A 23,668-nucleotide genomic window follows, 5' to 3' on the forward strand; every position below is an offset into this window, starting at 1 on the left:
AAGGTATCAATGAAAGGGTCCATGCCCCAGGCTGCCCGCCCATGTCGTTCCGTTCCCGACTTTATCCGCTGCTGCGCCTGGCCATCCTCCTCCTGACGCTGGCGCTCTGCGTCGCCTGCTTCGTCTGCGCCGCATGGCTGGAACGCAGCGCCAACCAGGCTCAGTACGCCCGCGCGCAACAGGATGCGCAACGCACCACCAGCCTGCTGAACGGCTGGATCGACACCCGACGCCAGGCGCTGCGCGGCATGGCGGCACTGTTCATCGGCTCCGACGACGTGGACGCCCACGAGTTCGCCAAGGCGGCCGACGCGCTGCAAAACAGCGCGGACGATGGCAACCGCCTGCCGCTGGCCTACGCCGAGGTGGACCAACAGCGGAAGTTGCGTATCGTCTACAGCGCCGGCCTGGAGCAACTGCCTCCCGGACTGGATGTCAGCGACAAGCCAGCACTGACGCAGACGCTGCAATACGCCACCGAGGAAAACCGCAGCACCCGGCTCGGCCCCTTGTTCACCACCGTGCTGGGCGACTGGCGCGCCTATCACGTCTACCCGATGGTCCATCACGACCGTCACAGCCTGGTACTCACCCCCATCGACTTCGTCAGCATGGTCGATACCCTGCCCAGCAACGGCATGTTGTTGCGGCTGGCGATCTCGGTGGATGGGGAACCGCCACGCTTCGTCTTCGGCGACGACCGGCGGGCCCCGGGCAGCCTGTTCACGATTCCGGTCCGGCAATCCCGCGTCGGCGCCACCTGGTACTGGTACTGGGATGTCCTGCCCGGCTACGTGGGCGACCAGTGGTATGTCCACTCGCTGGCCAACCTGATCCGCTATGGCGGGCTGGTCGCGCTGCTGAGCCTGTGCATGGCCGCGCTGATCCTGCTGGAACTGTATGCGCGCAGCCAGCGCCGGGAGGCGGAGCTGGCGCAGGCGCACGCCAAGCTGGAGGAAAGCGAGCACCATTACCGCACGCTGGTCGATCAGATGCCGGGCACCGTGTTCCGCTGCCGCATCGACCCGGACTGGACCATGCTCTACCTCAGCCCCGGCATCGTGACGCTGACCGGCCTGCAACCCGAGGACCTCGTCCATAACCGGTCCCGCAGTTTTAACTCGCTGATCCATCCCGACGACCAAGGCCCCGTACGGCACAAGGTGCAGTATGCCTTGCTGGACGAAACCCCCTACGAAGTCGAGTACCGCATCCAGTCGCCGGATGGCCGCACTCGCTGGGTCTATGAGCGGGGGCGCGCCACGCATATCGGCATGGAACGCTATGTGGACGGCGTGCTGCTGGATATCAGCGAGCGCAAGGAGGCCGAAACCCAGCGCGAGAATGCGATCCGCACACTGCGCGCCATCATCAACAACACGCCCAACGTCGCCATCCAGGGCTACGATCCGGACGGGCGCGTGTTGTTCTGGAACCATGCCAGCGAAAAGCTGTTCGGCTGGAGCGAGGAAGAAGCCATCGGGCAACTGGCCAGCGATTTCATGTTCACCGAGGTGGATCACCACAACTTCGTCGGCGTCCTCCATCACATCGCCGCCACCGGCGAAGCCACCGAACCGACCGAATGGCCGGTACAACGCCGCGACGGCACCCAGGCCTGGACACTTTCCACCCAGTTCGCCATCGGGCTGGAAGACGACAAGACCGGCTTCGTCTGCATGGATGTGGATATCACCGTCCGCAAGCAGTACGAGGATGAACTGCGACGCACCCGCGACCGGCTGGAGGAATCGGTGGTCGAGCGCACGCGCGAACTGAGCGAAGCCAACGACGAACTGAAGCACGCAATGCACCAACTGGTGCAATCGGAAAAGCTCGCCAGCCTGGGCAATCTGGTGGCGGGGATCGCCCACGAACTCAATACGCCGCTGGGCAATACCGTCACCGTCTCGTCCACGCTGCGGCAGAAAGTGGCCGAATTCGAGACGCTGCTTAATGAAAACCGGCTGAAGCGTTCCGAACTGGGCAGCTTCGTCGCCACCTGCACCGAAGCGGCGATGCTGATCGAAAAAAGCGCGCAGCGCGCCAGCGAGCTGATCAGCAACTTCAAGCAGGTGGCCGTGGATACCGCCAGCACCCGCCGCCGCGATTTCGACCTGAAACAGACGGTGGAAGAAGTGCTCTCCACCCTGCGCCCGCAGTTCAAGCATTCGCCGCACCAGGTGATGACCGATCTGCCCGCCAATGTGCATCTGCAAAGCTATCCCGGCCCGCTGGAGCAGATCATCACCAACCTGGTGACCAACTCGCTCACCCATGCCTTTCCGGACGGCCGTGCCGGCACCATCCGCATCAGCATGGCCGACGTGAACGACAACCAGGTGCAGTTGGTCTACGAAGATGACGGCATCGGCATCCCCGATGCGCTCAAACGGCGGGTATTCGATCCCTTCTTCACCACCCGCCTGGGCCTGGGTGGCAGCGGCCTGGGCCTGTACATCGTCTACAACCTGGTACACAGCGTGCTGGGCGGCCGTCTGGAACTTTCACCCGGCGAAGGCGCCGGAGTACGCTTCATACTGACCTTGCCTCGCATCGCGCCCTTGCCGCAGGAAAATCCGACGCATGACTGACCCGAACAACGACGAATTGATCCTGTTCGAAGACGAAGCCACCAGCCCCCGCCGCGCACTGAACCACTGGCCGGTCCTGGTGATCGACGACGATGACGAAGTCCATGCCGCCACCCGCTTCGCCCTCGCCGATCAACCCATCCTGGGCCGCAACCTGGAGCTGGTACACGCCCACTCCGCCGCCGAGGCCCGCGCCATACTGGCCACGCGTCGCGATTTCGCGGTCATCCTGCTCGATGTGGTGATGGAAACCGACGACGCCGGCCTGGCGCTGGTCGGCCATATCCGCGAAACGCTGGGCATGTGGGAATGCCGCATCATCCTGCGCACCGGCCAGCCGGGCTATGCACCGGAACTGACAGTCTTCAACAACTACGACATCAACGACTACCGCACCAAGGCCGAACTGACACGCACCCGGCTGATCACCGCCATCACCGCCGCACTGCGCTCGTTCGACCAGATCCGCACCATTGCCGAAAACCGGCGCGGCCTGGAGCTGATCGTCAAGGCCGTTGCCGACCTGATGGAACAGCATGCGCTGACCCAGTTCGCCGAGGGTGTGCTTACGCAGATGACCGCACTGCTCAAGCTGCCGCTGGATGGCATCGTCTGCGCCCAGCGCGGCTCGCCGTTCGACGAAGACCGTGATCGGCTGTATATCGTCGGCGCCGCCGGCAAATTGGCGCCGCTGATCGCCGCGCCGCTCGACGAGCTGGACGACTACAGGGTGCGCCAGTCGATCGAACAGACCATCGAGAGCGGCCAGCACCAGTTCGGACTGGACCATACCACCCTCTATCTGCGCGGCGCCGAGCAGGAAGGCGCCGTCTACCTCGATACCGGCTGCCCGCTGTCCGAAGCCGACCGCCAGTTGGTGGAAGTGTTCACGGCCAATATCTCGGCGTGTTTCAGCAATCTCAATTTCATGGAGAAGCTGAACTTTGCCGCGTATCACGATTCGCTTACCCATCTGTCCAACCGCAGCAACTTCATCGTGCAACTGGAACACGCACTTCGCGACCCGACACCGGGCCAGGTGGCAGTGCTGATCGACATCGACCACTTCGCCGACATCAACGACGGGCTGGGGCACGATATCGGCAATGAACTACTGGTGGCCGTGGCCACGCGGCTGGAGGAGGCACTCTACGGCGACTGTCGGCTGGCGCGCATCGGCGCCGACGTGTTCGGCGTGCTGGGCAAGGAATCGCTGCTGGGCCCCGATACGCTGACCCGCCTGTTCTCGACCCCGTTCGAAGTGGGCGAACACCTGCTGCCGGTGAATGTGAAGCTGGGCTATTGCCGGCTAGAGGATGGCGGTGGCTCCGGCTTCAACCTGCTCAAGCGCGCCAACATCGCGCTCAATGGCGCGAAGAAACACCTGTCCGCCGATTTCGATTACTTCAGTTGTGACATGGAAGAACACACGCGCTGGCGGCTGGACCTGATCCGCCAGCTCAAGCACGACTTCCACGCAGAGAAATTGGCGGTCTGGTATCAGCCGCAGGTGGCGATCCACACCGGCGAAGTGGTGGGCGTCGAAGCACTGCTGCGCTGGCCGAGCAGCGACTCCGGCTTCGTCCAGCCGCCGTCGGTGTTCGTGCCGCTGGCCGAATACTCCGGGCTGATCGTCGAGATCGGCGAGTGGGTGCTGCGCGAGGCGTGTACGGCGTATCACACCCTGTCGTCGTTGCAGGAAAGCTCGCTGCGCATCGCGGTGAACGTCAGCATGCCGCAGTTCCGTACCGGCAACCTCACCGAGCGCGTCGCCATGTTGCTGGGCAGCAGCCGCGTACCGCCATCGGCGCTGGAGCTGGAAATCACCGAAAGCATCGCCATGGATGAACCCAAGACCGTGATCGCCGCGCTGGAAGGGCTGCGCGCGCTGGGCATCAGCGTGGCCATCGACGACTTCGGCACCGGCTATTCGTCGCTGGCGCAACTGCGCGCCCTACCCATCGACCGGCTGAAGATCGACCGCGCCTTTGTTGATGAAATCCGCGACGGGCGCGGCGGCCTGTTCGCCGAAACCATCGTCACGCTGGGCAAGAAGCTGGGCCTGCGGCTGATCGCCGAAGGCGTGGAAACGCCAGAGCAGGCCGGCTTCCTGCGGGCGCTGGGCTGCGGCGAAGCGCAGGGCTTTTTCTATGCCAGGCCGATGCCGCTGGAGGAACTGAGTCACTGGCTGGCGGCACGCCAGGTCCGACAGTGAACGCGGAAACGCAGGCAATGAAAAAGCCGCTGTGGTCCAGCGGCTTTTTCATTCCGAGGCGGCGATCATTCGTCGTCGGCGTCGCCCGGCTCGCACAGCAGGTTTTCCCGCACCACGTCGCGCGTCAGGTGCGGCGCGAACAACTGGATGAAATCGAACGCATAGCCCCGCAGGTAAGCATCCTTGCGGATACCGATGTGAGTGGTCGATTTCTCGAACAGATGTCCGGCGCCGACCGCGGTAAGCCCGATATCGTGTTCCGGCTCGAACGCCATGCTGGCGATCAGCCCCACGCCCAGCCCCAGCCGCACATAAGTCTTGATGACGTCAGTATCGATGGCGGTCAGCACCACGTTGGGCACAAGGCCGGCATCCTCGAAGGCACGGTTGATCCTGCTACGGCCGGTGAAAGCGAAGTCATAGGTGATCAGCGGGTAGGCGCAGATGTCTTCCAGCGTGAGCGGCCGCTCCAGCGCCGACAGTGGATGCCCACCGGGCACGACCAGATCGCGGTTCCAGTCGTAGCAATCCAGCATCGCCAGTTCGGGGTAATGGTCGATCCCCTCGGTGGCAACCGCCAGGTCCGCCTCGCCTTCCACCACCATCTCGCTGATCTGGGTGGGGCTGCCCTGCTTGATCGACAGCCGCACCTTGGGATAGCGCTCCAGGAACGCCTTCACCGTTGCCGGCAATGCGTAGCGCGCCTGAGTGTGCGTGGTGGCGATGGTCAGGCTGCCGCCCTCCACGTTGACGAACTCCTCGCCAATGCGCTTCAGATTGCGCGCCTGCATCAGCATGCGTTCGGAAATCCGCAGGATCTCGCGCCCCGGCGCGGTCACGTCCACCACGCGCTTGCCATTGCGAATGAAGATCTGCACGCCCAGTTCGTCTTCCAGCAAACGAATCTGCTTGGAAATGCCCGGCTGGGAGGTATGCAGCTTTTCCGCCGCCTCGGAAACGTTGAGCCCCTGTTTGGCCACTTCGACCAGATAGCGCAACTGTTGCAGTTTCATGGATGCCGTCCGTTGGTATAACCGACTCTTCTAAAATCCTAACACAACAGTATATGGGCTTATAAATCGCGTTGCTATGATCGGCGCTCGAACATAGGAACGAAAATGGAATTCGGTTTCATCATCGCCGGCTTGGCAGTGGGTTTCATCGTGGGCATGACCGGCGTGGGCGGCGGCTCGCTGATGACGCCGATCCTGCTGTTCTTCGGTATCCACCCCGCCACGGCAGTCGGCACCGATCTGCTCTACGCATCCATCACCAAGGCCGGTGGCGTGCTGGTGCATCACAAGCACCGCAACATCGACTGGAAAATCACTGGCTGGCTGGCCATCGGCAGCGTACCGGCCGCGCTGGTCACCGTGGCCGCGCTGCACCAGATGCGCGCCGAAACCGAGACAATCAACCTCGTCATCAAGCACTCGCTCGGCATCGCCCTGATGCTGACCGCGGTAGCCATCGTCTTCAAGCAGCACCTGCTGCGCTTTGCCCAGCGCCATGTCGGTGTCTCCAGCGATCTGCACGGCGGTTTGCAGCGACGCTGGAGCACCATCGCCACTGGCGCGATACTCGGCGTGATCGTCACATTGTCGTCGATCGGCGCCGGGGCCATCGGCACCATCGCGCTGTTCCTGCTGTTTCCGCTGCTGCCCACCGCGCGGCTGGTCGGCACCGAGATCGCGCATGCCGTACCGCTCACCCTGGTCGCCGGCCTTGGCCATGCCGGCCTCGGCAACATGGACTGGGGTCTGCTGGCCAACCTGCTGGTCGGCTCGCTGCCCGGCATCTACCTGGGCAGCCAACTGACGGGACGCATGCCGGACCATATACTGCGACCCGTGCTGGCCGGCATGCTGGTGGTGGTTGGCGGCAAACTGGTGTTCTAGGGCGCGTCGTCATGTGTATCACGACAGCGTTCGGTGCAGTTCGGGATGCAGCGCAAGGAGTTGGACGCGCGGCGGTATGGACACCGCAAGCGGCCAGCGACATCGCGCGGCGCCCGAAAAGCGCCGAACCCGCAGCGCTGCCGCGATACATGTGACGACGCGCCCTAGGACAGTAGAATTCGCCTTCGCAGCAGGCCCACCCCGTCGTTCTGGAGCAGACCATGGATTTCGAACACAAGCTCGCCGATACGCTGGCGATCCTGCAACGCATCGCCGCTGAGCACAGCCCGGCGGTGTTCGCCAACTCGTACGGCGCCGAGGACATGGTCCTCACCGACCTGATCGCCCGGCACGGCATCGGTATCGCGCTGTTCAGCCTGGATACCGGCCGCCTGCCGGCCGAAACCTATGACCTGATGGCCAAGGTGCGCACCAGCTATCCGCAAGCCCAGGTGGTGACGTTCTTCCCCAGCGCCGCCAGCGTCGAGCGCTATGTGAACGACAAGGGCATCAATGCCTTTTACGAATCGGTGGATCTGCGCAAGGAATGCTGCCGCATCCGCAAGCTGGAGCCACTCTCGCGCGCACTGGCCGGCAAGAAGGCGTGGGTGACGGGGCTGCGCCGCGAGCAATCGCCCACCCGCTCCGACATGACCGTCCAGGAATGGGACGCCAGCAATGGCCTGGAAAAATTCAACCCGCTGCTGGAATGGATCGAAAAGGAAGTCTGGGCCTACATCAAGGCGAATGGCGTTCCCTACAACGCGCTGCATGACCAGTTCTACCCCTCCATCGGCTGCGCGCCCTGTACCCGCTCCGTCGCCATGGGCGAGGACGTGCGCGCCGGACGCTGGTGGTGGGAAAACCCCGACCTGAAGGAGTGCGGCCTGCACAGCGCGGGCGTCTCGGCGATCTCGCCGCTGCCTCGCTGAACGCCCCACCACTGTTATCCCTACGCCCCACCGCCTGGTGGGGCGTTTTTCGTTTCGGCGCGACACCACCACGACCTCGTGGTACACCGTGCGAATGTCACAGGGCTCGGCACGGCGAGAACGATATCCGCCGGCTATAGTCGTTGAACGATTCAACGGACTTTTCCGCGAGGCTGCCCATGAATGCGCTACGCCGTATCCTGGTTTGTCTGCTGGCCCTGTTCGCGCTGGCCCATACGGCCTGGGCGGACGACGCCAAGCCATTCAAGCCCGACGAGCTGGAACAGCTCGTCGCCCCCATCGCGCTTTATCCCGATTCGTTGCTGGCCCAGGTCATGATGGCCTCCACCTACCCGCTGGAAATCGTCGAGGCCGAGCGCTGGGTGAAGAGCAATCCCAACCTCAAGGACAAAGCGCTGGAAGACGCGCTCCAGAAACAAAGCTGGGATGCCAGCGTGAAATCGCTGACCGCCTTCCCGCAGGTATTGCAGATGATGAACGACAAGCTGGACTGGACCCAGCGCCTGGGCGACGCCGTGCTGGCGCAGCAGGCGGACGCAATGGATGCCGTGCAACGCCTGCGCGCCAAGGCCCAGGCCGAGGGCAACCTGAAGTCGTCCAAGGAACAGACCGTCACCGTGGTGCAGCCCACGCAGCAGCAGCCGCAGCAGATCATCACCATCGTGCCGGCCCAGCCGGAAGTGGTCTATGTGCCGACGTACAACCCGACCGTTGTCTACGGCGCGTGGCCCTATCCCGCCTACCAGCCGTTCTACTGGTATCCACCGGGCTACACCGCCGCCGCCAGCTTCTTCTCGTTCACTGCGGGCGTGGCCGTCGGTGCCGCGCTGTGGGGCGGTTTCGACTGGCACCACGACGACATCAACATCAACGTCAACAACTACAACAACTTCAATCGCACCAACATCAACCGCAACAATGTCAACAACGTACGCAACAACTGGCAGCACGATCCGGGCCACCGGGGTGGCGTGCAGTATCGCGACAACGCCACGCAACAGCGCTTCAGCCGGGGCACGCAGGGCCGTGCCAATACCGCCCAGGCCCGTGACAACTTCCGTGGCCGCGCCGATGCCGAGCGCCAGAACCTGGGCAATGTCGATCGCTCCACGCTGCAACAGCGCGGCGGCAACCTCAACCAGACGCGCGACCATGCGGGCAATGTCGACCGTGGCCAGATCAATCGGGATCATCAACCGCAACGCGCCAACAACACCAACCGCGCCGCGCCGGAACGCGCCGGTAATGCGGATCGGCAAAACCTGAACCGCACCGCAACGCCACAACGCTCGGCCGCCCCCCGCGACAACGCCTTCCAGGGGGTCGATCGCGGCGGCAGCGCCAGCCGCGCGGCCGCTTCGCGCGGCGCGGCCAGCCGTGGCAACATCCAGCGCCCCGCCGGCGGCGGCGGTTTCCATCGACGCTAACGGAGCCCATCATGCACACTTCCGCCCGACACGATCTCCGCACCCGTCAGCGCTTCCTGCTCTGGATCGCGCCCTTGTTGATCGCCGGCCTCTGGCTGCTGCTGGCGCCGGCCGCCCACGCGGCGGGCCCCAGGCATTTCGCCACGCCCGAAGCCGCCGTCGCCGCGCTGGTCGATGCCGCGCGACAGCAACGCACCCCGCAACTGCTGGCGATCTTTGGCGACGACGCCGAAGCCCTGTTCGACTCCGGCGACGCGGTGGCGGACAACGAAGCGCGCACCCGCTTCCTGACCGCCTACGACGCCGGGCACGTGCTGCGCGTGGAGAACCCCGGCACCCGCGTGCTGGAAATCGGCCAGGACAACTGGCCGTTTCCCATCCCGCTGAAGAACAGCCTGGGTCAGTGGCACTTCGATACCGCGGCCGGCCGTGAAGAGCTGCTGGATCGACGCATTGGCGGCAACGAACTCTCCGCCATCCAGGTGGCGCTGGCCTACGTGGACGCCCAGCAGGAATACCGCGAGCGCAACCCGCAGCATGCCAGGGTGGCGCCCTACGCCAGCCGTGTCGTCAGCAGCCAGGGCAAGCGCAACGGCCTGTACTGGCCCGAGGACGACGACTACTGGCAGGGCAAGAACGAAGGCGGCCCCAGCCCGCTGGGCATCCTGGCAGCCGAAGCGGCCGACGAAGGCTACAGCCGCAAGCCCGGCGCCCCCTATCATGGCTACTACTACCGTATCCTGACCGCCCAGGGGCCGGCCGCACCGGGTGGAGAGCGCAATTACGTCACAGCGGACGGTATGACCGGCGGCTTCGGCCTGATCGCCTGGCCCGCCAGTTATGGCGCGTCGGGCGTGACCAGCTTCATGGTCAACCAGGAGGGCGTGGTCTACCAGCGCGATCTCGGCCCGCAAACCAACAGCGCCGTGCGCAAGATCACACGCTTCGATCCCAGCCTGGGCTGGCGAAAAGTGGATGCTTCGGCGGCGCCAAGGTAGTCTTGCCGGCTTAGCGCCTGTTGAAGGCCACCTTGTCCCAGAACCGCCGCCGCCTGGCGGCGGTTCGCAGCCCAACCGGTAACCATGCCCCAGACCGCACCGCTCTCCCTGCTTGAAGCACGCATCCTCGGCGTGCTGGTCGAAAAGAAGCTCACCGTTCCCGATACCTATCCGCTGACGCTCAACGCGCTCACCGCCGGCTGCAACCAGAAGACCAGCCGCGACCCGGTGATGAACGTGTCCGACGCCGAAGTCCTCGCCGCGCTGGAAGCATTGCGCGCGCGCACGCTGATCGTCGAATCGTCGGGCGGGCGCGTCAGCCGCTACAGCCATAACATGGAAAAGGGCCTGCAACTGCCGGGCCAGTCCGTCGCACTGCTGACCACGCTGATGCTGCGCGGGCCGCAGACCGTTGCCGAACTGCGCGCCAACAGCGAACGCCTGCACCGCTTTCTCGACAGCTCCGCCGTCGAAGGCTTTCTCGACGAACTGGCGTCACGCCCTGACGACCCCTTCGTCGTGCTGTTGCCCCGCGCGCCGGGCAGCCGCGAAAGCCGCTGGGCGCACCTGCTCTGCGGTGAGCCCGACATCCCAGCCCCCAGCGCCGCGCCCGCGCGGGTGGACCCCGACGAACTCGCCGTCCTGCGTCAGGATGTGGCGCGACTGGAAGGCGAAGTGGCCGAACTGCGCGCAGCCCTGAGCCGGGTATACACGGAACTCGGCCTGCAATGACCGACATCGTTTCCGCCGACACGCCCCACGCCTACGCCGCACTCACCCCCGATTGCGTGCTTGATGCGGTGGAAAGCGTGGGCATCGCCGTCAATGGCAGCCAGTTTCCGCTCAACAGCTACGAAAACCGCGTGTACCAGGTGGGCATCGAAGACGCCCAGCCGCTGATCGCCAAGTTCTATCGCCCCGGGCGCTGGAGCGATGCGCAGATACTGGAGGAACACACCTTTGCCAACGAACTGGCGGAGCGCGAAATCCCCATGGTCGCGCCACTGGCCATCGATGGCGTCACGCTGTTCGGGCACGCCGGATTCCGCTTTGCGCTGTTTCCACGGCGCGGCGGCCGGGCACCCGAACTGGATAATCGCGATACGCTGGAATGGCTGGGTCGCTTCATCGGCCGCATCCACGCCGTCGGCGCCATCTCCCCTTTTGCCCATCGCCCCGCGCTGACCCCCGAAACCTTCGGCCACGCGCCACGCGCCTATCTGCTGGAACACGGCTTCATCCCGGCCGATCTGCTGCCCGCCTACGAAAGCGTCTCGGCGCAGGCGCTCGAAGGCGTGGCGCACTGCTATGCCCGCGCCGGCAACGTCGCCACGCTGCGGCTGCATGGCGACGTGCATCCAGGCAATGTGCTGTGGACACCCGACGGCCCGCATTTCGTCGATCTGGACGACGCGCGTACCGGCCCGGCGATCCAGGACCTATGGATGCTGCTGTCCGGCGAACGCGAAGAACGCGTGGTGCAACTGGCCGACGTGCTGGCCGGCTATGAGGACTTCCACGAATTCGACGCTCGCGAACTGCACCTGGTGGAAGCACTGCGCACGTTGCGGCTGATCCACTACGCCGGCTGGCTGGCGCAACGCTGGGACGACCCCGCCTTTCCGCACGCCTTCCCGTGGTTCAACAGCCAGCGCTACTGGCAGGAACACATCCTCGCGCTGCGCGAACAGGTGGCAGCCATGGACGAGCCACCGCTGTGGCCGACGCCATGACCCCCTTTCCCGCAACACCACGGACACACCATGGTTGAAGAAGGCATCCTCGCCGAATGGCGTGACGAACAAGGATTCGGCTTCGTCGAAGTCAGTGGCAAACGGTATTTTCTGCATATCTCCGCCGTCAAACGCCTGGGCGCCGGCCGACCGCGACAAGGCGACCGGATCGTCTTCCAGCCGGGCACCGATGCGCAGGGACGCCCACGGGCGCTCGCCGCGACCATCGACCGCGGCCCCGCCAAAGCCAGCCCGCGACGCATCGCACGTGGCGCTTCCAACGGCAGCCGCTTCGACTTCTTCGACCTGCTGATGCTGATCCTGCTGCCCGTGGCCGCCATCGTTGCGCTGCGCACCGGTCAGCCACTGTTCGCCATCGCCTACGCCCTGTTCAGCGCCATCGCGGTGGTGCTCTACTGGCACGACAAACACCGCGCGGTGAATGGTGGAAGACGCGTGCCGGAATCCACGCTGCAAATCGTCGCGCTGCTGGGCGGCTGGCCCGGCGCATGGATCGCGCAGCACCTGCTGCGCCACAAGAGCCGCAAGGCATCGTTCCGCGCCGTCTTCGTCGCCAGCGCACTGCTCAACGTCGCCGGGCTGGCCTGGTTGAGCGGGCAGGTCTGAGAGGAAGCCAAAAACCGTGCGCATCCTGCTGGTCGAAGACGACGACATGATCGCGCGTGGCGTGCAGCACGGCCTGCGACCGCTGGGCTTCACGGTCGATCGCGTGGCCGACGGCGTGGCCGCCGAACTGGCATTGGCGCAGCAGCAACACGATGCCCTGCTGCTGGACCTGGGCCTGCCGCGCAAGGATGGGCTGGCGGTGCTGCAAAAACTGCGCGCCAGCGGCTCGGACCTGCCGGTACTGGTGCTGACCGCGCGCGACACCGTCGCCGACCGGGTATCGGGGCTGGACGCCGGAGCCGACGACTACCTGGTCAAACCCTTCGACCTGGACGAACTCGCAGCGCGCATCCGTGCCGTGGCGCGGCGGCGGAGCGGGCGCGCCGACCCCACGCTCAGCCACGGCGCGCTGACGCTCAACCCCGCCACACGTGAGGTACGGCTGGCCGGGCACCCGGTCAACCTGTCCGCGCGCGAATACGATCTGCTGTTCGCATTGCTATCGCAACCGGGCCAGCCGCAGTCGCGCGCGCAACTGGAAGAACGCCTGTACGGCTGGGGCGAGGAAGTGGAAAGCAACGCGGTCGAAGTCCATATCCACGGCCTGCGCCGCAAGCTGGGCGCGGCCTGGATCCGCAACCTGCGCGGCGTGGGCTATTTCGTACCGCAGGAGCCGCCGGAGTCGCCATGATCTCATTGCGCCGCCAACTGCTGGTGACCGTCATCGCGGTCAGCGCCATCGCCACCACCCTGTCCGGCACACTGGCCTTCATCCGCGCGCGCGACGAAGCCAACGCATTGTTCGATTACCAGTTGCAGCAACTGGCGCTGGCGCTGAGCGACCGGCCGCTGGGCGGCAACCTGCCGCGCCTGGGAGGCGTCGCCGGCTTCGACTTCGTGATCCAGGTATGGGACCGCTTCGGCATCCGTCGCTATTACTCACACCCACACCGCGTGTTGCCGGATCGCGCACAACTGGGCTTCGCCACCGTACCGACCAGCGAAGGCAACTGGCGCGTGTTCTCGCTGGCGCGGCCCGATCAGGTGATCCAGGTGGCGCAGCCGGTGCGCGTGCGGCAACGGCTGGCACTGGCCGCCGCCCTGCGCACCGTCGCACCGTTGCTGTGGGTGCTGCCATTGCTGTTGCTGGCATCGTGGTGGGTGATCGGGCGTGGCCTGAAGCCGCTGGCACGCCTCGCCACCGAAGTGGGCGAACGCAACCCGGAAGCACTGACCCCGATCCCCCTGTCGCATACGCCGGAAGAAGCGCGCCCGCTGGTCGGCGCGCTCAATAGCCTGCTCGACCGGCTGGCCACCGCGCTGGACCGGCAACGCGCCTTCACCGCCGACGCCGCACACGAACTGCGCACGCCGCTGACCGCGCTCAAGCTGCAACTGCAATGGCTGGAACGCGCCGACAGCGATGCCGAGCGCCGCGCCGCCCTGGCGGAACTGGCCGCCGGCCACGCGCGGGTGATGCATGTGCTGGAGCAACTGCTGACACTGGCGCGCAGCGAAGGCGCGCCCATTGCCCACCATCCGGTGGACCTGGTCCGGCTGGCCGGCGACGTGCTGGCAACGCATGCCCCGCTGGCCGAATCACGTGGGATCGACCTGGGGCTGGACGCCCCAGCGAGCATGACCACCGTCGTCGGCGACCCGGCCGCGCTGCGTTCGCTGGTGGGCAACCTGGTCGCCAACGCGTTGCGTCACGCGCCCGACGGCGGGCAGGTGGATGTGCGCCTTGCCGAAAACGGCGGGCAAGTGACGCTGGAAGTCGCCGACACCGGCCCTGGCATCGCCGAAGCGGAACGCGAGCGTGTGTTCGATCGTTTCTATCGCGCAGCCGATGCCGGCGAAGGCGGTAGCGGCCTGGGGCTGGCCATCGTCCAGGCCGTCGCCACGCGCCACGGTGCAGTGATCGACCTGGGGCAAGCGGATCTGGGCGGCCTGTCGGTACGCGTGCGCTTTCCGCCATACCCCACGCCGGCCCTGGTACAAGGAGACTGAACATGGCGGTACGCATCGTCCGGCTAGGCAGCCCGAGAACAGCGGATGAAGGGCTGCGCATCGGCACGGTCCGCCGCCCGCCGCGTGGCGTGCCCAAAAGCGAATTCGTGTCCGGCGACTGGTATGACGTATGGTTTCCCAACCTCGCACCCAGCGCGGAAACGGTCAAGCTCGCACAGCACGCCAGCACACCGGCGGAATGGACGGCATTCACCCGCAAATACCGCGCCGAGATGGCCGAGCCGGAACACGCGCACGCCATCGCCCTGCTGGCCGCGCTGTCGCACCACACCCACTTCGCGGTCGGCTGCTACTGCGAAGACGAAGCTCACTGCCATCGCAGCGTGCTGCGGGAACTGCTGGCGGAACAAGGCGCCACATTCGCGCCCGATGCCTGACGACGACTACAACTTCAGTCGCCCCAACCGCTTGGCATTTGCCGTCACCCGCCGATGTACCGGCGCCATGCCGCGCGCCATCACGCGGTGGTAATTCACCGGCTGAAAGCGCGGCAACGTGAGCGTACCGCCGGGCAGCGGCCAGGCGCGCAGCCAGGCCAGCCACCATTGCTGCTGCGCGCGCCATAGCTCCAGCCCCATCGCCCAGCCGGCCCGGCTGAAGGCATCCACTTTTTCGGTACCCATGCGGCTGAACTCGCGCTGGTCACGCACGCTGGGCGTATGCCCCGCCCGCGCCATGCGGGTCAGCCGATGCGTCATCACCTGGGGCGTGGCCCACCAGATTTCCCACAACGTGAGCTGATTGGTCCAGAACGCGAGAAAGGGGTTGGAAGACGATGCCATGGACATAACTCCTGGTTATGGGTTCGTCCCTAGTCTGGCAGCGGAATGGTGCAGTGCAATGTGGAAAACTACGGTTTGCGGGGATGAATGGAACCCCAGCAGCCATCACATTTGCCGAAACCGCCCAGCAAAACTACGCGATAACGGCAGGATTTCAGTTCGCTGGTGCAGGTGCACCTGATAACGCCCCAGCAGGTCGCGCTGGATGCGGGCCACTGCCGGCAGGCTGACGATCAGGCCGCGATGGATCTGCGCAAAACGATTGGCGTCCAGTTGCGTCAGCAGGTCCTTGAGCGGGGTGCGGATCAGGTGGCGTTCGCTGGCGGTGACGACGTCGGTGTATTTCTGGTTGGCCTCGAAGTAGATCACTTCATCGACATGCACCAGCCGCGTGGTGTCGCCGATGCCGACGGTCAGCCACGACAATGCGGGAGCAGCACGGCCGGCCAGTTGCGCCAGCACGGCGTTCAGGTCCACCGCCGGCATGGCCTCGCGTTGCAGTCGCGCCACGCATTGCGCCAGGCGCGCGTCGCTCACCGGCTTGAGCAGGTAATCGATGGCCGCGCTGTCGAAGGCGGCCAGCGCGTATTCGTCGAACGCGGTGATGAAGATCACCCGCGTATCGCCGGCCACCTCGGCAACCTGCAAGCCGGTCAGGCCCGGCATGCGGATGTCGAGGAAGGCGAAATCGATGGCGCGGGCGCCCAGCGCGGCAATCGCTTCCAGGCCGTTGGCGGCGACGGCAACGATCTCCAGCGCCGGCCACAACTCGGCCAGGCGCGAAACCAGGTGTTCGGCCAGCAACGGTTCGTCGTCGGCAATCAGGGCAGTCGGCATGGTGTCTCCGGGATCAGGCTTCTCGATAGGGCAAGCGCAGTTCGGCATGCACGCCGCGCGGGGCGTTGGGGTACAGCGCGAGGCGGCCGGCGTCGCCGTAGAGCGTGGCAAGACGCTGGCGCACATTGGACAGCCCGACGCCGCCGCTGGCGCCGGCCTCGCCGAACGGCGCGGACTGGCCGTCGCGCAGGCCGGGGCCGGTGTCGCGCACGTCGAGGTAGAGCAGACCATCGGCGTCCAGCCGCCCTTCGACCACGATCTCTCCGCCGTGCACCGCGGGCTCGATTCCGTGCTCCAGCGCGTTCTCGACCAGCGGCTGCAACAGCAGCGGCGGTAGCACGGCGCGGCGCAATGCGTCCGGCACGTCGATGCGATAGCTCAGCCGCGCCTGGAGTCGGATCGCGGCGATGGCCAGCAACTCGCCGATCAGTTCGAGTTCGTCGCCCAACGTGGTGCTCGCCCGGCGGGTGCGGCCCAGGCTGGCACGCAGGTAGCCGTTCAGGTGGTCGAGCATGGTGCGCGCCAGGGGCGGATCGCGTTCGATCAGGCCGTGTACCGTTGCCAGCGTGTTGAACAGGAAGTGCGGCTCGATCTGCGCTTGCAACAGCGCGAGCTGCGCGGCGGTTTCGGCCTGCCGGGCCTCGGCAGCGCGGCGCTGCTCGGCGGCGAGCTGGGCACGGTATTCCAGGTTGTGGAAGTGCTGCGAGATCAAGACAGTGGCGGCCACCGAGATCAGAATGCAGCTCAGGACGACGCGCCAGTGCGCCACCGGATCGAGCAGGGATTGCGTCACATCGTAAACGCCGGCCAGCGCCGCCAGCTTCAGTCCCAGCCACAAGCCGGTGGGCAGCGCCAGTACATGGACCAGCCAGTGCCAGGGAATCAACCGATGCCCGATGGTGTAGAGGGTGTAGATCACCAGGCCAACCGCATTGGCGATGACAAAGGCTTCGCGCGGGTTGGGCGAGATGCCGCTGGCCATCAACAACAGGGCGATGGCCTGGTTGACCGCCAGCAGCAGCCACAGGCTGTAAGTCCGCGGTTCGGACGGGCGGCGGCAACTGCGCGCGAAAAACCCGCGGATGCCGCCCGCCGTGGATACCGTTGCTTCCCGCTGTGGTCCTGCCCGTTCGCCGCTCACCTGCATCCCCTTCAGAAGTAGTGTGCCACCAGCACCTGCCAGCGTTGCCGTAGTGGCAGGCCGCCATGGTTGCTCAGTGCATCGCCCTCGCTGTACTGCCATTGCAGCGCAAGATCGGTGGCATCTCCGCGCCAGCGGGTTTCCAGCCAGGCGGCGTTGCTCTGGTCGATCAGGTCGTGCCGCACGAAGCCGGACAGGTCGAGCCGCTGAACGAAGGCATCCGGCCAGCGCGCGTAGACCATGGCCGACTCGCGGGTGGTCAGCGCCTGCCGGCCGCCGGCCAGCGCACGATAGCGCCAGTAATCGTCGAGCGGGCCATTTTGCAGTGCTTTCCATTGCGCCGCATCGGCGGCGGCATTGTCGCGCTGGTACTCCAGCGTCAGCGACAGTTTATTGGGAGCGGTCCAGGTCACGCCGGTGGCCAGCGCAGCGCGGAACGCGGTGTCGTCCACGCCGGCGGCGCGGCCGGCCAGCGACGGTGTGCGCCCGCCCGCCCATTCCACGTAGGCGACGGTGGCATCACCCAGCAGCACACTCCAGTTCAGCCCGAGTTGCGGCGACTGGCCAGCCTCGTGATAGAGCAGCCATTGCGGGTTGAAGACCTCGGTGAATGCGTGACCGGCCACCAGCAGCCAGCGGTCGCGCGGGTTGCTGGCGCCCAGGTCCAGGCTGAACGGATCGTCGCTGGGCGCGTTGTCCAGCTTGGGTGCATACATGGCGGTGAGCGAGCCCCCCTGCCATAGCCATTGCCCGCGCGTCATCACCACGCCCAGGCGATTTTCGCGCAGGCTGCCCGGGTCGACCGAACTGACCGAGCGCAGCGCGCCCACCTTGAAGAAATCGGTGGGGTTGAAGCCGGTGCCAGCGCCGTAGCGGGTGTTGATACGGCCCAGGTCGAGCGCCCAGTCCGGCCCCGGTTGCCAGCCGAGATAGGCTTCCTTCAGCGTGTTGACGCTGCGCTGCGCATCAATGTCGCCGATCCAGCGCGCATCGAAGCGATCGGCCAGCACCAGCCGCCAGCCCGGCGCCAGCGCCCGGTCGAGCCGGGCATCCAGCGACAGCCGCGCGTCGCCAGGCGGGTCGTCACCACTGCGCGCCTGGGTGTCGGCCAGCGCCAGTTCGACGAAGGCGGCCCAGTCGCGCGGCGTGGCAACGATATTGGGCGCATCGTCGGCCAGTTGCAGCGCGGCGGCGTCGTCCTGCGCCACAGCGGCGGACAGCGGCGCAAGCAGGGCAAGCGTGAGCCACGGCGATTTCATTGCGGGCGGAACCTCGGCAGATAGTCACGTTGCAACCAGGTTTCCGGCACCTCGCGCCAGGCATAGTCGGTAAAGCGCATCACCGTGACCCAGTTCGGGTCCAGCCCGTCGATGATCACCGTCTCGGTCGGCCGCTGCACGCCCAGTTGCTGCTGGTAGCGGCGGAAATAGGCGGTCTTGAGCAAGCTGCCGCTCTCGGCATAGAACTGCGCCTTCACCGGGCGGTTGTTGCTGGTGTCGATCCACATCTCGATGCGGTGGTAGGTGACATCCAGCGCACGTGCCTTGAGGTCGAGCTTCCAGGTGTGGCGCTGCTGGCGGTCACCGTCGCCCACATCCTCCTCGCCCGCCAGCGTGGCGCGGTAGTCCCCCGCCAGGTTCACCGTCACCACATCGCCGTTGGCGGCCTGCCCCAGCAGGCGCTGCTGCGGCGAAATGCGCACCGTGCCCTTGCTGGCAGGGTCGTAGAACCACAGGTCGTTGCCATTCTTGAGCATCAGCTTGTCGGCGTCGCGTGCTGGCGCGACAAAGCGCAGCAGGCTGCGAAACTGCCCCGAGCCGGCCTCGGCACGCGAGTAGATCGCCAGTGTGGTGCTGTCGGTCTGCTTGCCGTTGCGGTACTCCAGCAACGTGGTGGTCAGGCCGAACGGCTTGTCGGGATTACGTACCGCGTCACTGGCGGCCAGGATGGTCTGCGCGTCCGGCGCGGCGAAGGCACTGGCGGCGGCGCACAACAGCAGACCAGCCAGCAGCGGCGTGCGCGCGCTGTGCGCCGGGAAGAGGGAAGAGAGAAAGGGGAAGGGTAAAAACCAACCCTGAAGACCACTACGCGTATGTTGTTGCATTGGCTCAGACCTCATCGAAATGGCAGCACACGGATTTGCACATGGTTTTCTCTGTGAAACGCCGTGTTCTCGGTGTTCTCCGTGTTTCAAGATTTGGGGTCAGGTCGTGTGCTGTTGTCCTTCCCCCTTCCCTCTTCTCCTTCCCTGAGGCCCCCGCCTCACACATGCCGCAAGGCATCGACGATCTCCAGCCGCGCCGCGCGGCGGGCCGGCCACCAGGCGGAAATCCCCGCCACCAGCGTCAGGCCCAGCAGTGTACCCAGCAGCATCGTGTATTCGCCCCACACCCGTATCGTGAGCGGTACCGGCTCGACATTGCCCGGCGGCGTCCAGCTCAGGCCGCCATGGTTGATCAGCCAGGCGGCCCCGAGCGCGACCACCACGCCGGCCACGCTGCCGGCCAGTCCCAGCAACGCGCCCTCGATCACGAACAGGCGGCGAATGCCGGCCCGGCGCAAACCGATGGCGCGCAACGTGCCGATTTCCACCGTGCGCTCCACCACGGCCATGCTCATGGTATTGCTCACCGTGAACAGGACGATCACGCCAATCAGCAGGGCGATGAAGCCGAAGATGGCGCCGAACATGCCCACGATCTGTCCGTACGACGAGTTGAGCGTGGCGAAGTCCAGCACCGTCAGCGGCTGGCCAGGAAAATGCTGCGCCAGCAATTGCTCCAGCCGGACGCGCGCCGCCGGAATCTGGTCGGTATGCGCCAGTTGCAGCACGATGGCCGTCGCCTTGGGCGTGTCGCCCCCATAGACCAGCTTCTGCGCCGCGGCGAAATGCATCTGCACGATCATGTCGTCCAGTTCCTTGACGCCCTGCGGTACAGCGGCCACCACTTTCAGCCGCGCGACATTGGGCGCGCCATGCGCATTGGCCGCCAATAACTCGATGGTGGTGCCATCGCTGGCCGCGCGTTGCGCGCGGGCCTCGCCCGCCAGCGCCGCGATATCGTCGGGTACCGAGTCGCCGGTCGCTGGCTCCACATGCGGCGTCGGGCAGTTACGGATCGCCAGTGGCGCGCAAAGCTGCAACACCCGCGCCACGCCGGTGCCGATCACCACGGCATCGGGCGTGGTGCCGCTCAGGTGCAATGGCTTGGTCGTGATGGGGAAGTTGTAGTCGTTCCATTGCCGCATGCGGTTCTGTTCGGCCACGACGACGCCACCGCCGATCACGGTGCGCGACACGCCAGCCGCGTAGTTGCCGGCGATGCCGCCCAGGCTGAGCGTGGGCGTGGCCACCTTGAGCATCGGGCGCAGCACCGGGTCGGCGCGCACCACGTCGATGATGCGACGGTAGTCGGCCAGGCCGTAGGCGGCCGGGTTGCCGTTACCGAACAGGAAGTAGTCGCGATGCTGAATCTGCAAGTGCCCGGCATGCCGGACGAAATCGGTCTGCAAGCCGAGGTTGATATTGCGGGCGTAGCCACCGAACAACAGGATCGCCATGGCGCCCACGATCATGGCGAACAGCGTGGTGGCGGAGCGGCGGCGATTGCGCAGCAGGTTGCGCGCGGCGAGCGGAAGCAGGTTCATGCCGTCACCTCGTCGCGTCGTTCGATGGCGGTGATCGCGCCATCGCGGATATGCACTGCGTCATCGGCCTCGGCCAGCACGGCCGGGTCGTGCGATGAGAACACGAAGGTGGCGTGCTGTTCACGCTGGATGCGCCGCATCAGCGCGATGATGCCGGCACCGGTATGGCTGTCGAGGTTGGCGGTCGGCTCGTCGGCCAGCACCAGCGTCGGCCGTGTGGCCAGTGCACGGGCAACCGCCACCCGCTGCCGCTGCCCGCCGGACAACTGGTTGGGCCGGTTGCGCGCCTTGTCGGCCAGGCCCACCGCCTCCAGTAGCTCGCGTACCCGCTCCTGTCGCGCGGCGGCCGGCGTACGCGCCAGCAGCAAGGGGTATTCGACGTTCTCGTAGGCGGTCAACACAGGCAGCAGGTTGAAGTTCTGGAAGATGAAACCAATGCGTCGGGCGCGGAAGTCCGACAGTGCGTCGTCGTCCAGTTCGCCCAGGTCCTGGCCGTCGATCAGCACCTTGCCGCTGTCGGGCCGGTCGATGCCGCCGATCAGGTTGAGCAGGGTGGTCTTGCCGCTGCCGGAGGGGCCGGACAGCACGGTGAAGCGTTGGGCGCGGATTTCGAAGCCGATATCGGTCAGGGCGGGCACATCCACCTGCCCCAGCCGGTAGTGCTTGCCGACGCCGCTCAGGACAACTGCTTGCATGGCGGTCTCTCTCAGTGGGAATACCTCGCCAATCTATGACGCGCTCCCATGGCCCACCGGGGATTGCGACAAAGCGCAACGGAAGCGGACGAAACGTCACCGAATCCGACGAAACGCATGCTGCCATCCATGCCGGGCGACAGGTAGAATTCAGCTTTCCCTTCCCCCTGTTCCAAGGACCGTCGTCATGCCCGTGAACCTGCCAGAACTCGATCCCAGCCAACTCCATCCGGTCGCCGGCGTGGAACTCGGCATCGCCTCCGCCGGTGTGAAGACGCCCGGCCGCCGCGATGTGCTGGTGATGCGTCTGGCCGAGGGTAGCCGCGTGGCCGGCGTGTTCACGCTGAACAAGTTCTGCGCCGCGCCGGTACGGCTGTGCCGCGAGCACCTGGGCGTGCGGGGCGACATCCGGGCGCTGGTGGTCAATACCGGCAACGCCAACGCCGGCACCGGCCTGGACGGACTGGCGCGCGCACAGCGCATCTGCGACGCACTGGCCGGCCATCTGGCGGTACAGCCGCAGCAGGTGCTGCCGTTCTCCACCGGCGTGATCCTGGAGCCATTGCCGGCCGACAAGATCGTCGACGCGCTGCCGGACGCCATCGCCGATCTGGCCCCCACCCACTGGGCCGAGGCCGCGCGCGCCATCATGACCACGGACGTGGCGCCCAAGGCAGCCAGCCGGCAGGTGCAGATCGGCGGCAAGACCGTGACCATCACCGGTATCAGCAAGGGCGCCGGGATGATCCACCCCAACATGGCGACCATGCTGGGTTACGTGGCCACCGACGCGACGGTGTCGCAGGCGGTGTTGCAGAAGCTGGCAAAGTGGACCGCCGACCGCTCGTTCAACTCGATCACCGTCGACGGCGACACCAGCACCAACGACAGCTACATCCTGATCGCCACCGGTGCGGCCGGTAACGCCGAGATCGCCGACGAAACCAGCGCCGATTTCGTTGCATTCCGCGATGCCTTGCTGGCAGTGGCGCAGACGCTGGCGCAGGCCATCATCCGCGATGGCGAAGGCGCGACCAAGTTCATGACCGTGAATGTGGAAGGCGGCAAGAGCTGGGACGAATGCAAGGCGGTGGGCTACGCCATCGCCAGGAGCCCGCTGATCAAGACCGCGTTCTTCGCCAGCGATCCCAACCTCGGCCGCATCCTGTGCGCCATCGGTTATTCGGCGGTGGACGATCTGGATGTGGAAACCCTGGAAGTGTGGCTGGGCGACGTGCTGGTCGCAGAGAAAGGCGGCCGCGCTGCCAGCTACACCGAGGAACAGGGTCAGCGCGTGATGCAGCAGGCCGAGATCACCGTCACGGTGAAGCTCAACCGTGGCAGCGAAGCCGCAACGGTCTGGACCTGCGATTTCAGCTACGACTACGTGAAGATCAACGCCGACTACCGTAGCTGAGCGCCAATGAGCTGGGTGTACCTGTTCATCGCCATTGTGGCCGAGGTGATCGCCACCTCGGCGCTCAAGGCGTCGGTGGGCTTTACCCGGCCGGGGCCATCGCTGCTGGTGGTCGCCGGTTACTCGGTGGCGTTCTATTTCCTGTCGCTCACGCTGCGGACCATTCCGGTGGGCATCGCCTACGCGGTGTGGTCGGGTGTCGGCGTGGTACTGGTCGCCCTCGTGGGCTGGGTGCTGTACCGGCAGGCGCTGGATGCCGCCGCACTGGCGGGCATGGGCCTGATCGTCGCCGGCGTGCTGGTGATGAACCTGTTCTCGCGTTCGGTACCACACTGATGAGCGAAACGCTGCGCGTCACCGCACTGTTCGCCATCACCGCGCTGGCCGAGATCCTGGGCTGCTACCTGCCCTGGATGGTGCTCAAGCGCGGCGCCACGCCATGGCTGCTGCTGCCAGCCGCGGTCTCGCTGGCAGCGTTCGCCTGGCTGCTGACGCTGCACCCCACCGCCGCCGGCCGGGTCTATGCCGCCTATGGCGGCGTCTATATCTGCGTGGCACTGGTCTGGCTATGGCTGGTGGACGGCATCCGTCCCAGTGGCTGGGATCTGGTCGGCGGTAGCGTGGCGCTGGCCGGGATGGCGATCATCATGTTCGCGCCGCGCGGCTGAGCAC

23 protein-coding genes are annotated in these 23,668 nt (G+C 66.0%); 15 read left to right on the plus strand and 8 right to left on the minus strand.

What is annotated here, in order from left to right; genetic code table 11:
- Positions 1-41: 41 nt before the first annotated feature.
- Positions 42-2,594 (plus strand): PAS domain-containing sensor histidine kinase, encoded by a 2,553-nt coding sequence (locus tag FAZ21_RS00735; protein ID WP_136771360.1) that lies wholly within the window; start codon positions 42-44, stop codon positions 2,592-2,594.
- Positions 2,587-4,809 carry a putative bifunctional diguanylate cyclase/phosphodiesterase gene (locus FAZ21_RS00740; RefSeq protein WP_136771361.1) on the plus strand — a complete coding sequence of 741 codons (2,223 nt, stop codon included), beginning with the start codon at positions 2,587-2,589 and terminating at the stop codon, positions 4,807-4,809. Before FAZ21_RS00735 ends, FAZ21_RS00740 begins: the two co-directional genes overlap by 8 nt.
- Before the next feature lie 65 nt (positions 4,810-4,874).
- On the opposite strand, the gene cysB is transcribed toward FAZ21_RS00740, so the two are convergent.
- The gene (gene cysB, locus FAZ21_RS00745) at positions 4,875-5,822 is read right to left on the minus strand and encodes an HTH-type transcriptional regulator CysB (protein WP_136771362.1); all 948 of its coding nucleotides are present in this window, start codon (positions 5,820-5,822) and stop codon (positions 4,875-4,877) included.
- 105 nt (positions 5,823-5,927) lie between these two features.
- Here cysB and FAZ21_RS00750 point away from each other — a divergent pair, with 105 nt between their 5' ends.
- The 10 genes from FAZ21_RS00750 to FAZ21_RS00795 all read left to right on the plus strand — a co-directional run bounded on the left by FAZ21_RS00750 (position 5,928) and on the right by FAZ21_RS00795 (position 14,853).
- Entirely contained in the window at positions 5,928-6,707 is a 780-nt protein-coding gene (locus FAZ21_RS00750; protein WP_136771363.1) for a sulfite exporter TauE/SafE family protein, read from the plus strand.
- Positions 6,708-6,928: 221 nt separating this feature from the next.
- The gene (locus FAZ21_RS00755) at positions 6,929-7,639 is read left to right on the plus strand and encodes a phosphoadenylyl-sulfate reductase (RefSeq protein ID WP_136771364.1); all 711 of its coding nucleotides are present in this window, start codon (positions 6,929-6,931) and stop codon (positions 7,637-7,639) included.
- Positions 7,640-7,818: 179 nt separating this feature from the next.
- A complete protein-coding gene (locus FAZ21_RS00760) occupies positions 7,819-9,087 on the plus strand; it encodes a DUF3300 domain-containing protein (RefSeq protein ID WP_136771365.1) in 1,269 nt (422 codons plus the stop codon).
- Positions 9,088-9,098: 11 nt separating this feature from the next.
- Entirely contained in the window at positions 9,099-10,085 is a 987-nt protein-coding gene (locus FAZ21_RS00765) for a DUF2950 domain-containing protein (RefSeq protein ID WP_136771366.1), read from the plus strand.
- An 84-nt stretch (positions 10,086-10,169) separates the two neighbouring features.
- The gene (locus FAZ21_RS00770; protein WP_136771367.1) at positions 10,170-10,817 is read left to right on the plus strand and encodes a YceH family protein; all 648 of its coding nucleotides are present in this window, start codon (positions 10,170-10,172) and stop codon (positions 10,815-10,817) included.
- Complete coding sequence (locus FAZ21_RS00775; protein ID WP_136771368.1) at positions 10,814-11,818, plus strand: serine/threonine protein kinase; 1,005 nt, start codon at positions 10,814-10,816, stop codon at positions 11,816-11,818. Before FAZ21_RS00770 ends, FAZ21_RS00775 begins: the two co-directional genes overlap by 4 nt.
- Before the next feature lie 30 nt (positions 11,819-11,848).
- Entirely contained in the window at positions 11,849-12,445 is a 597-nt protein-coding gene (locus FAZ21_RS00780; RefSeq protein ID WP_136771369.1) for a DUF1294 domain-containing protein, read from the plus strand.
- A gap of 16 nt (positions 12,446-12,461) precedes the next feature.
- On the plus strand, positions 12,462-13,136 hold the full coding sequence (locus FAZ21_RS00785) for a response regulator (protein ID WP_136771370.1): 675 nt from the start codon (positions 12,462-12,464) through the stop codon (positions 13,134-13,136).
- The gene (locus FAZ21_RS00790; RefSeq protein WP_136771371.1) at positions 13,133-14,455 is read left to right on the plus strand and encodes an ATP-binding protein; all 1,323 of its coding nucleotides are present in this window, start codon (positions 13,133-13,135) and stop codon (positions 14,453-14,455) included. Before FAZ21_RS00785 ends, FAZ21_RS00790 begins: the two co-directional genes overlap by 4 nt.
- Positions 14,456-14,457: 2 nt before the next feature.
- Positions 14,458-14,853, plus strand: coding sequence for a DUF488 domain-containing protein (locus tag FAZ21_RS00795; protein WP_136771372.1), 396 nt, complete (start codon positions 14,458-14,460; stop codon positions 14,851-14,853).
- A gap of 6 nt (positions 14,854-14,859) precedes the next feature.
- Here the strand turns inward: FAZ21_RS00795 and FAZ21_RS00800 are convergent, their stop codons facing one another.
- From FAZ21_RS00800 to FAZ21_RS00830, 7 genes are all read right to left on the minus strand, one after another.
- Positions 14,860-15,258: a polyhydroxyalkanoate granule-associated phasin gene (locus tag FAZ21_RS00800; RefSeq protein ID WP_136771373.1), complete on the minus strand. Its 399-nt coding sequence runs from the start codon at positions 15,256-15,258 to the stop codon at positions 14,860-14,862.
- Positions 15,259-15,363: 105 nt separating this feature from the next.
- The gene (locus tag FAZ21_RS00805) at positions 15,364-16,095 is read right to left on the minus strand and encodes a LytR/AlgR family response regulator transcription factor (RefSeq protein WP_136771374.1); all 732 of its coding nucleotides are present in this window, start codon (positions 16,093-16,095) and stop codon (positions 15,364-15,366) included.
- Positions 16,096-16,108: 13 nt separating this feature from the next.
- Positions 16,109-17,236, minus strand: coding sequence for a sensor histidine kinase (locus FAZ21_RS00810; RefSeq protein ID WP_211243328.1), 1,128 nt, complete (start codon positions 17,234-17,236; stop codon positions 16,109-16,111).
- Positions 17,237-17,247: 11 nt separating this feature from the next.
- Positions 17,248-18,495, minus strand: a complete 1,248-nt coding sequence (locus FAZ21_RS00815) for a hypothetical protein (protein ID WP_136771375.1) — start codon at positions 18,493-18,495, stop codon at positions 17,248-17,250.
- The gene (locus tag FAZ21_RS00820) at positions 18,492-19,340 is read right to left on the minus strand and encodes an outer membrane lipoprotein-sorting protein (RefSeq protein WP_246038448.1); all 849 of its coding nucleotides are present in this window, start codon (positions 19,338-19,340) and stop codon (positions 18,492-18,494) included. Before FAZ21_RS00820 ends, FAZ21_RS00815 begins: the two co-directional genes overlap by 4 nt.
- Positions 19,341-19,498: 158 nt before the next feature.
- A complete protein-coding gene (locus tag FAZ21_RS00825) occupies positions 19,499-20,884 on the minus strand; it encodes an ABC transporter permease (protein ID WP_136771376.1) in 1,386 nt (461 codons plus the stop codon).
- Positions 20,881-21,579: an ABC transporter ATP-binding protein gene (locus FAZ21_RS00830; protein WP_136771377.1), complete on the minus strand. Its 699-nt coding sequence runs from the start codon at positions 21,577-21,579 to the stop codon at positions 20,881-20,883. The genes FAZ21_RS00825 and FAZ21_RS00830 overlap by 4 nt, the downstream gene beginning before the upstream one ends.
- 187 nt (positions 21,580-21,766) lie before the next feature.
- Here FAZ21_RS00830 and argJ point away from each other — a divergent pair, with 187 nt between their 5' ends.
- Genes argJ through FAZ21_RS00845 form a run of 3 tightly spaced genes read left to right on the plus strand, consistent with a single transcriptional unit; the run spans position 21,767 to position 23,664 of the window.
- On the plus strand, positions 21,767-22,996 hold the full coding sequence (gene argJ, locus FAZ21_RS00835) for a bifunctional glutamate N-acetyltransferase/amino-acid acetyltransferase ArgJ (RefSeq protein WP_136771378.1): 1,230 nt from the start codon (positions 21,767-21,769) through the stop codon (positions 22,994-22,996).
- Between the two features lie 6 nt (positions 22,997-23,002).
- Positions 23,003-23,332, plus strand: coding sequence for a DMT family transporter (locus FAZ21_RS00840; protein ID WP_136771379.1), 330 nt, complete (start codon positions 23,003-23,005; stop codon positions 23,330-23,332).
- Positions 23,332-23,664 carry a YnfA family protein gene (locus FAZ21_RS00845; RefSeq protein ID WP_136771380.1) on the plus strand — a complete coding sequence of 111 codons (333 nt, stop codon included), beginning with the start codon at positions 23,332-23,334 and terminating at the stop codon, positions 23,662-23,664. Before FAZ21_RS00840 ends, FAZ21_RS00845 begins: the two co-directional genes overlap by 1 nt.
- The last annotated feature ends 4 nt before the right edge of the window (positions 23,665-23,668 follow it).

This window comes from Chitiniphilus eburneus (assembly GCF_005048205.1).
GTDB classification, from domain to species: domain Bacteria; phylum Pseudomonadota; class Gammaproteobacteria; order Burkholderiales; family Chitinibacteraceae; genus Chitiniphilus; species Chitiniphilus eburneus.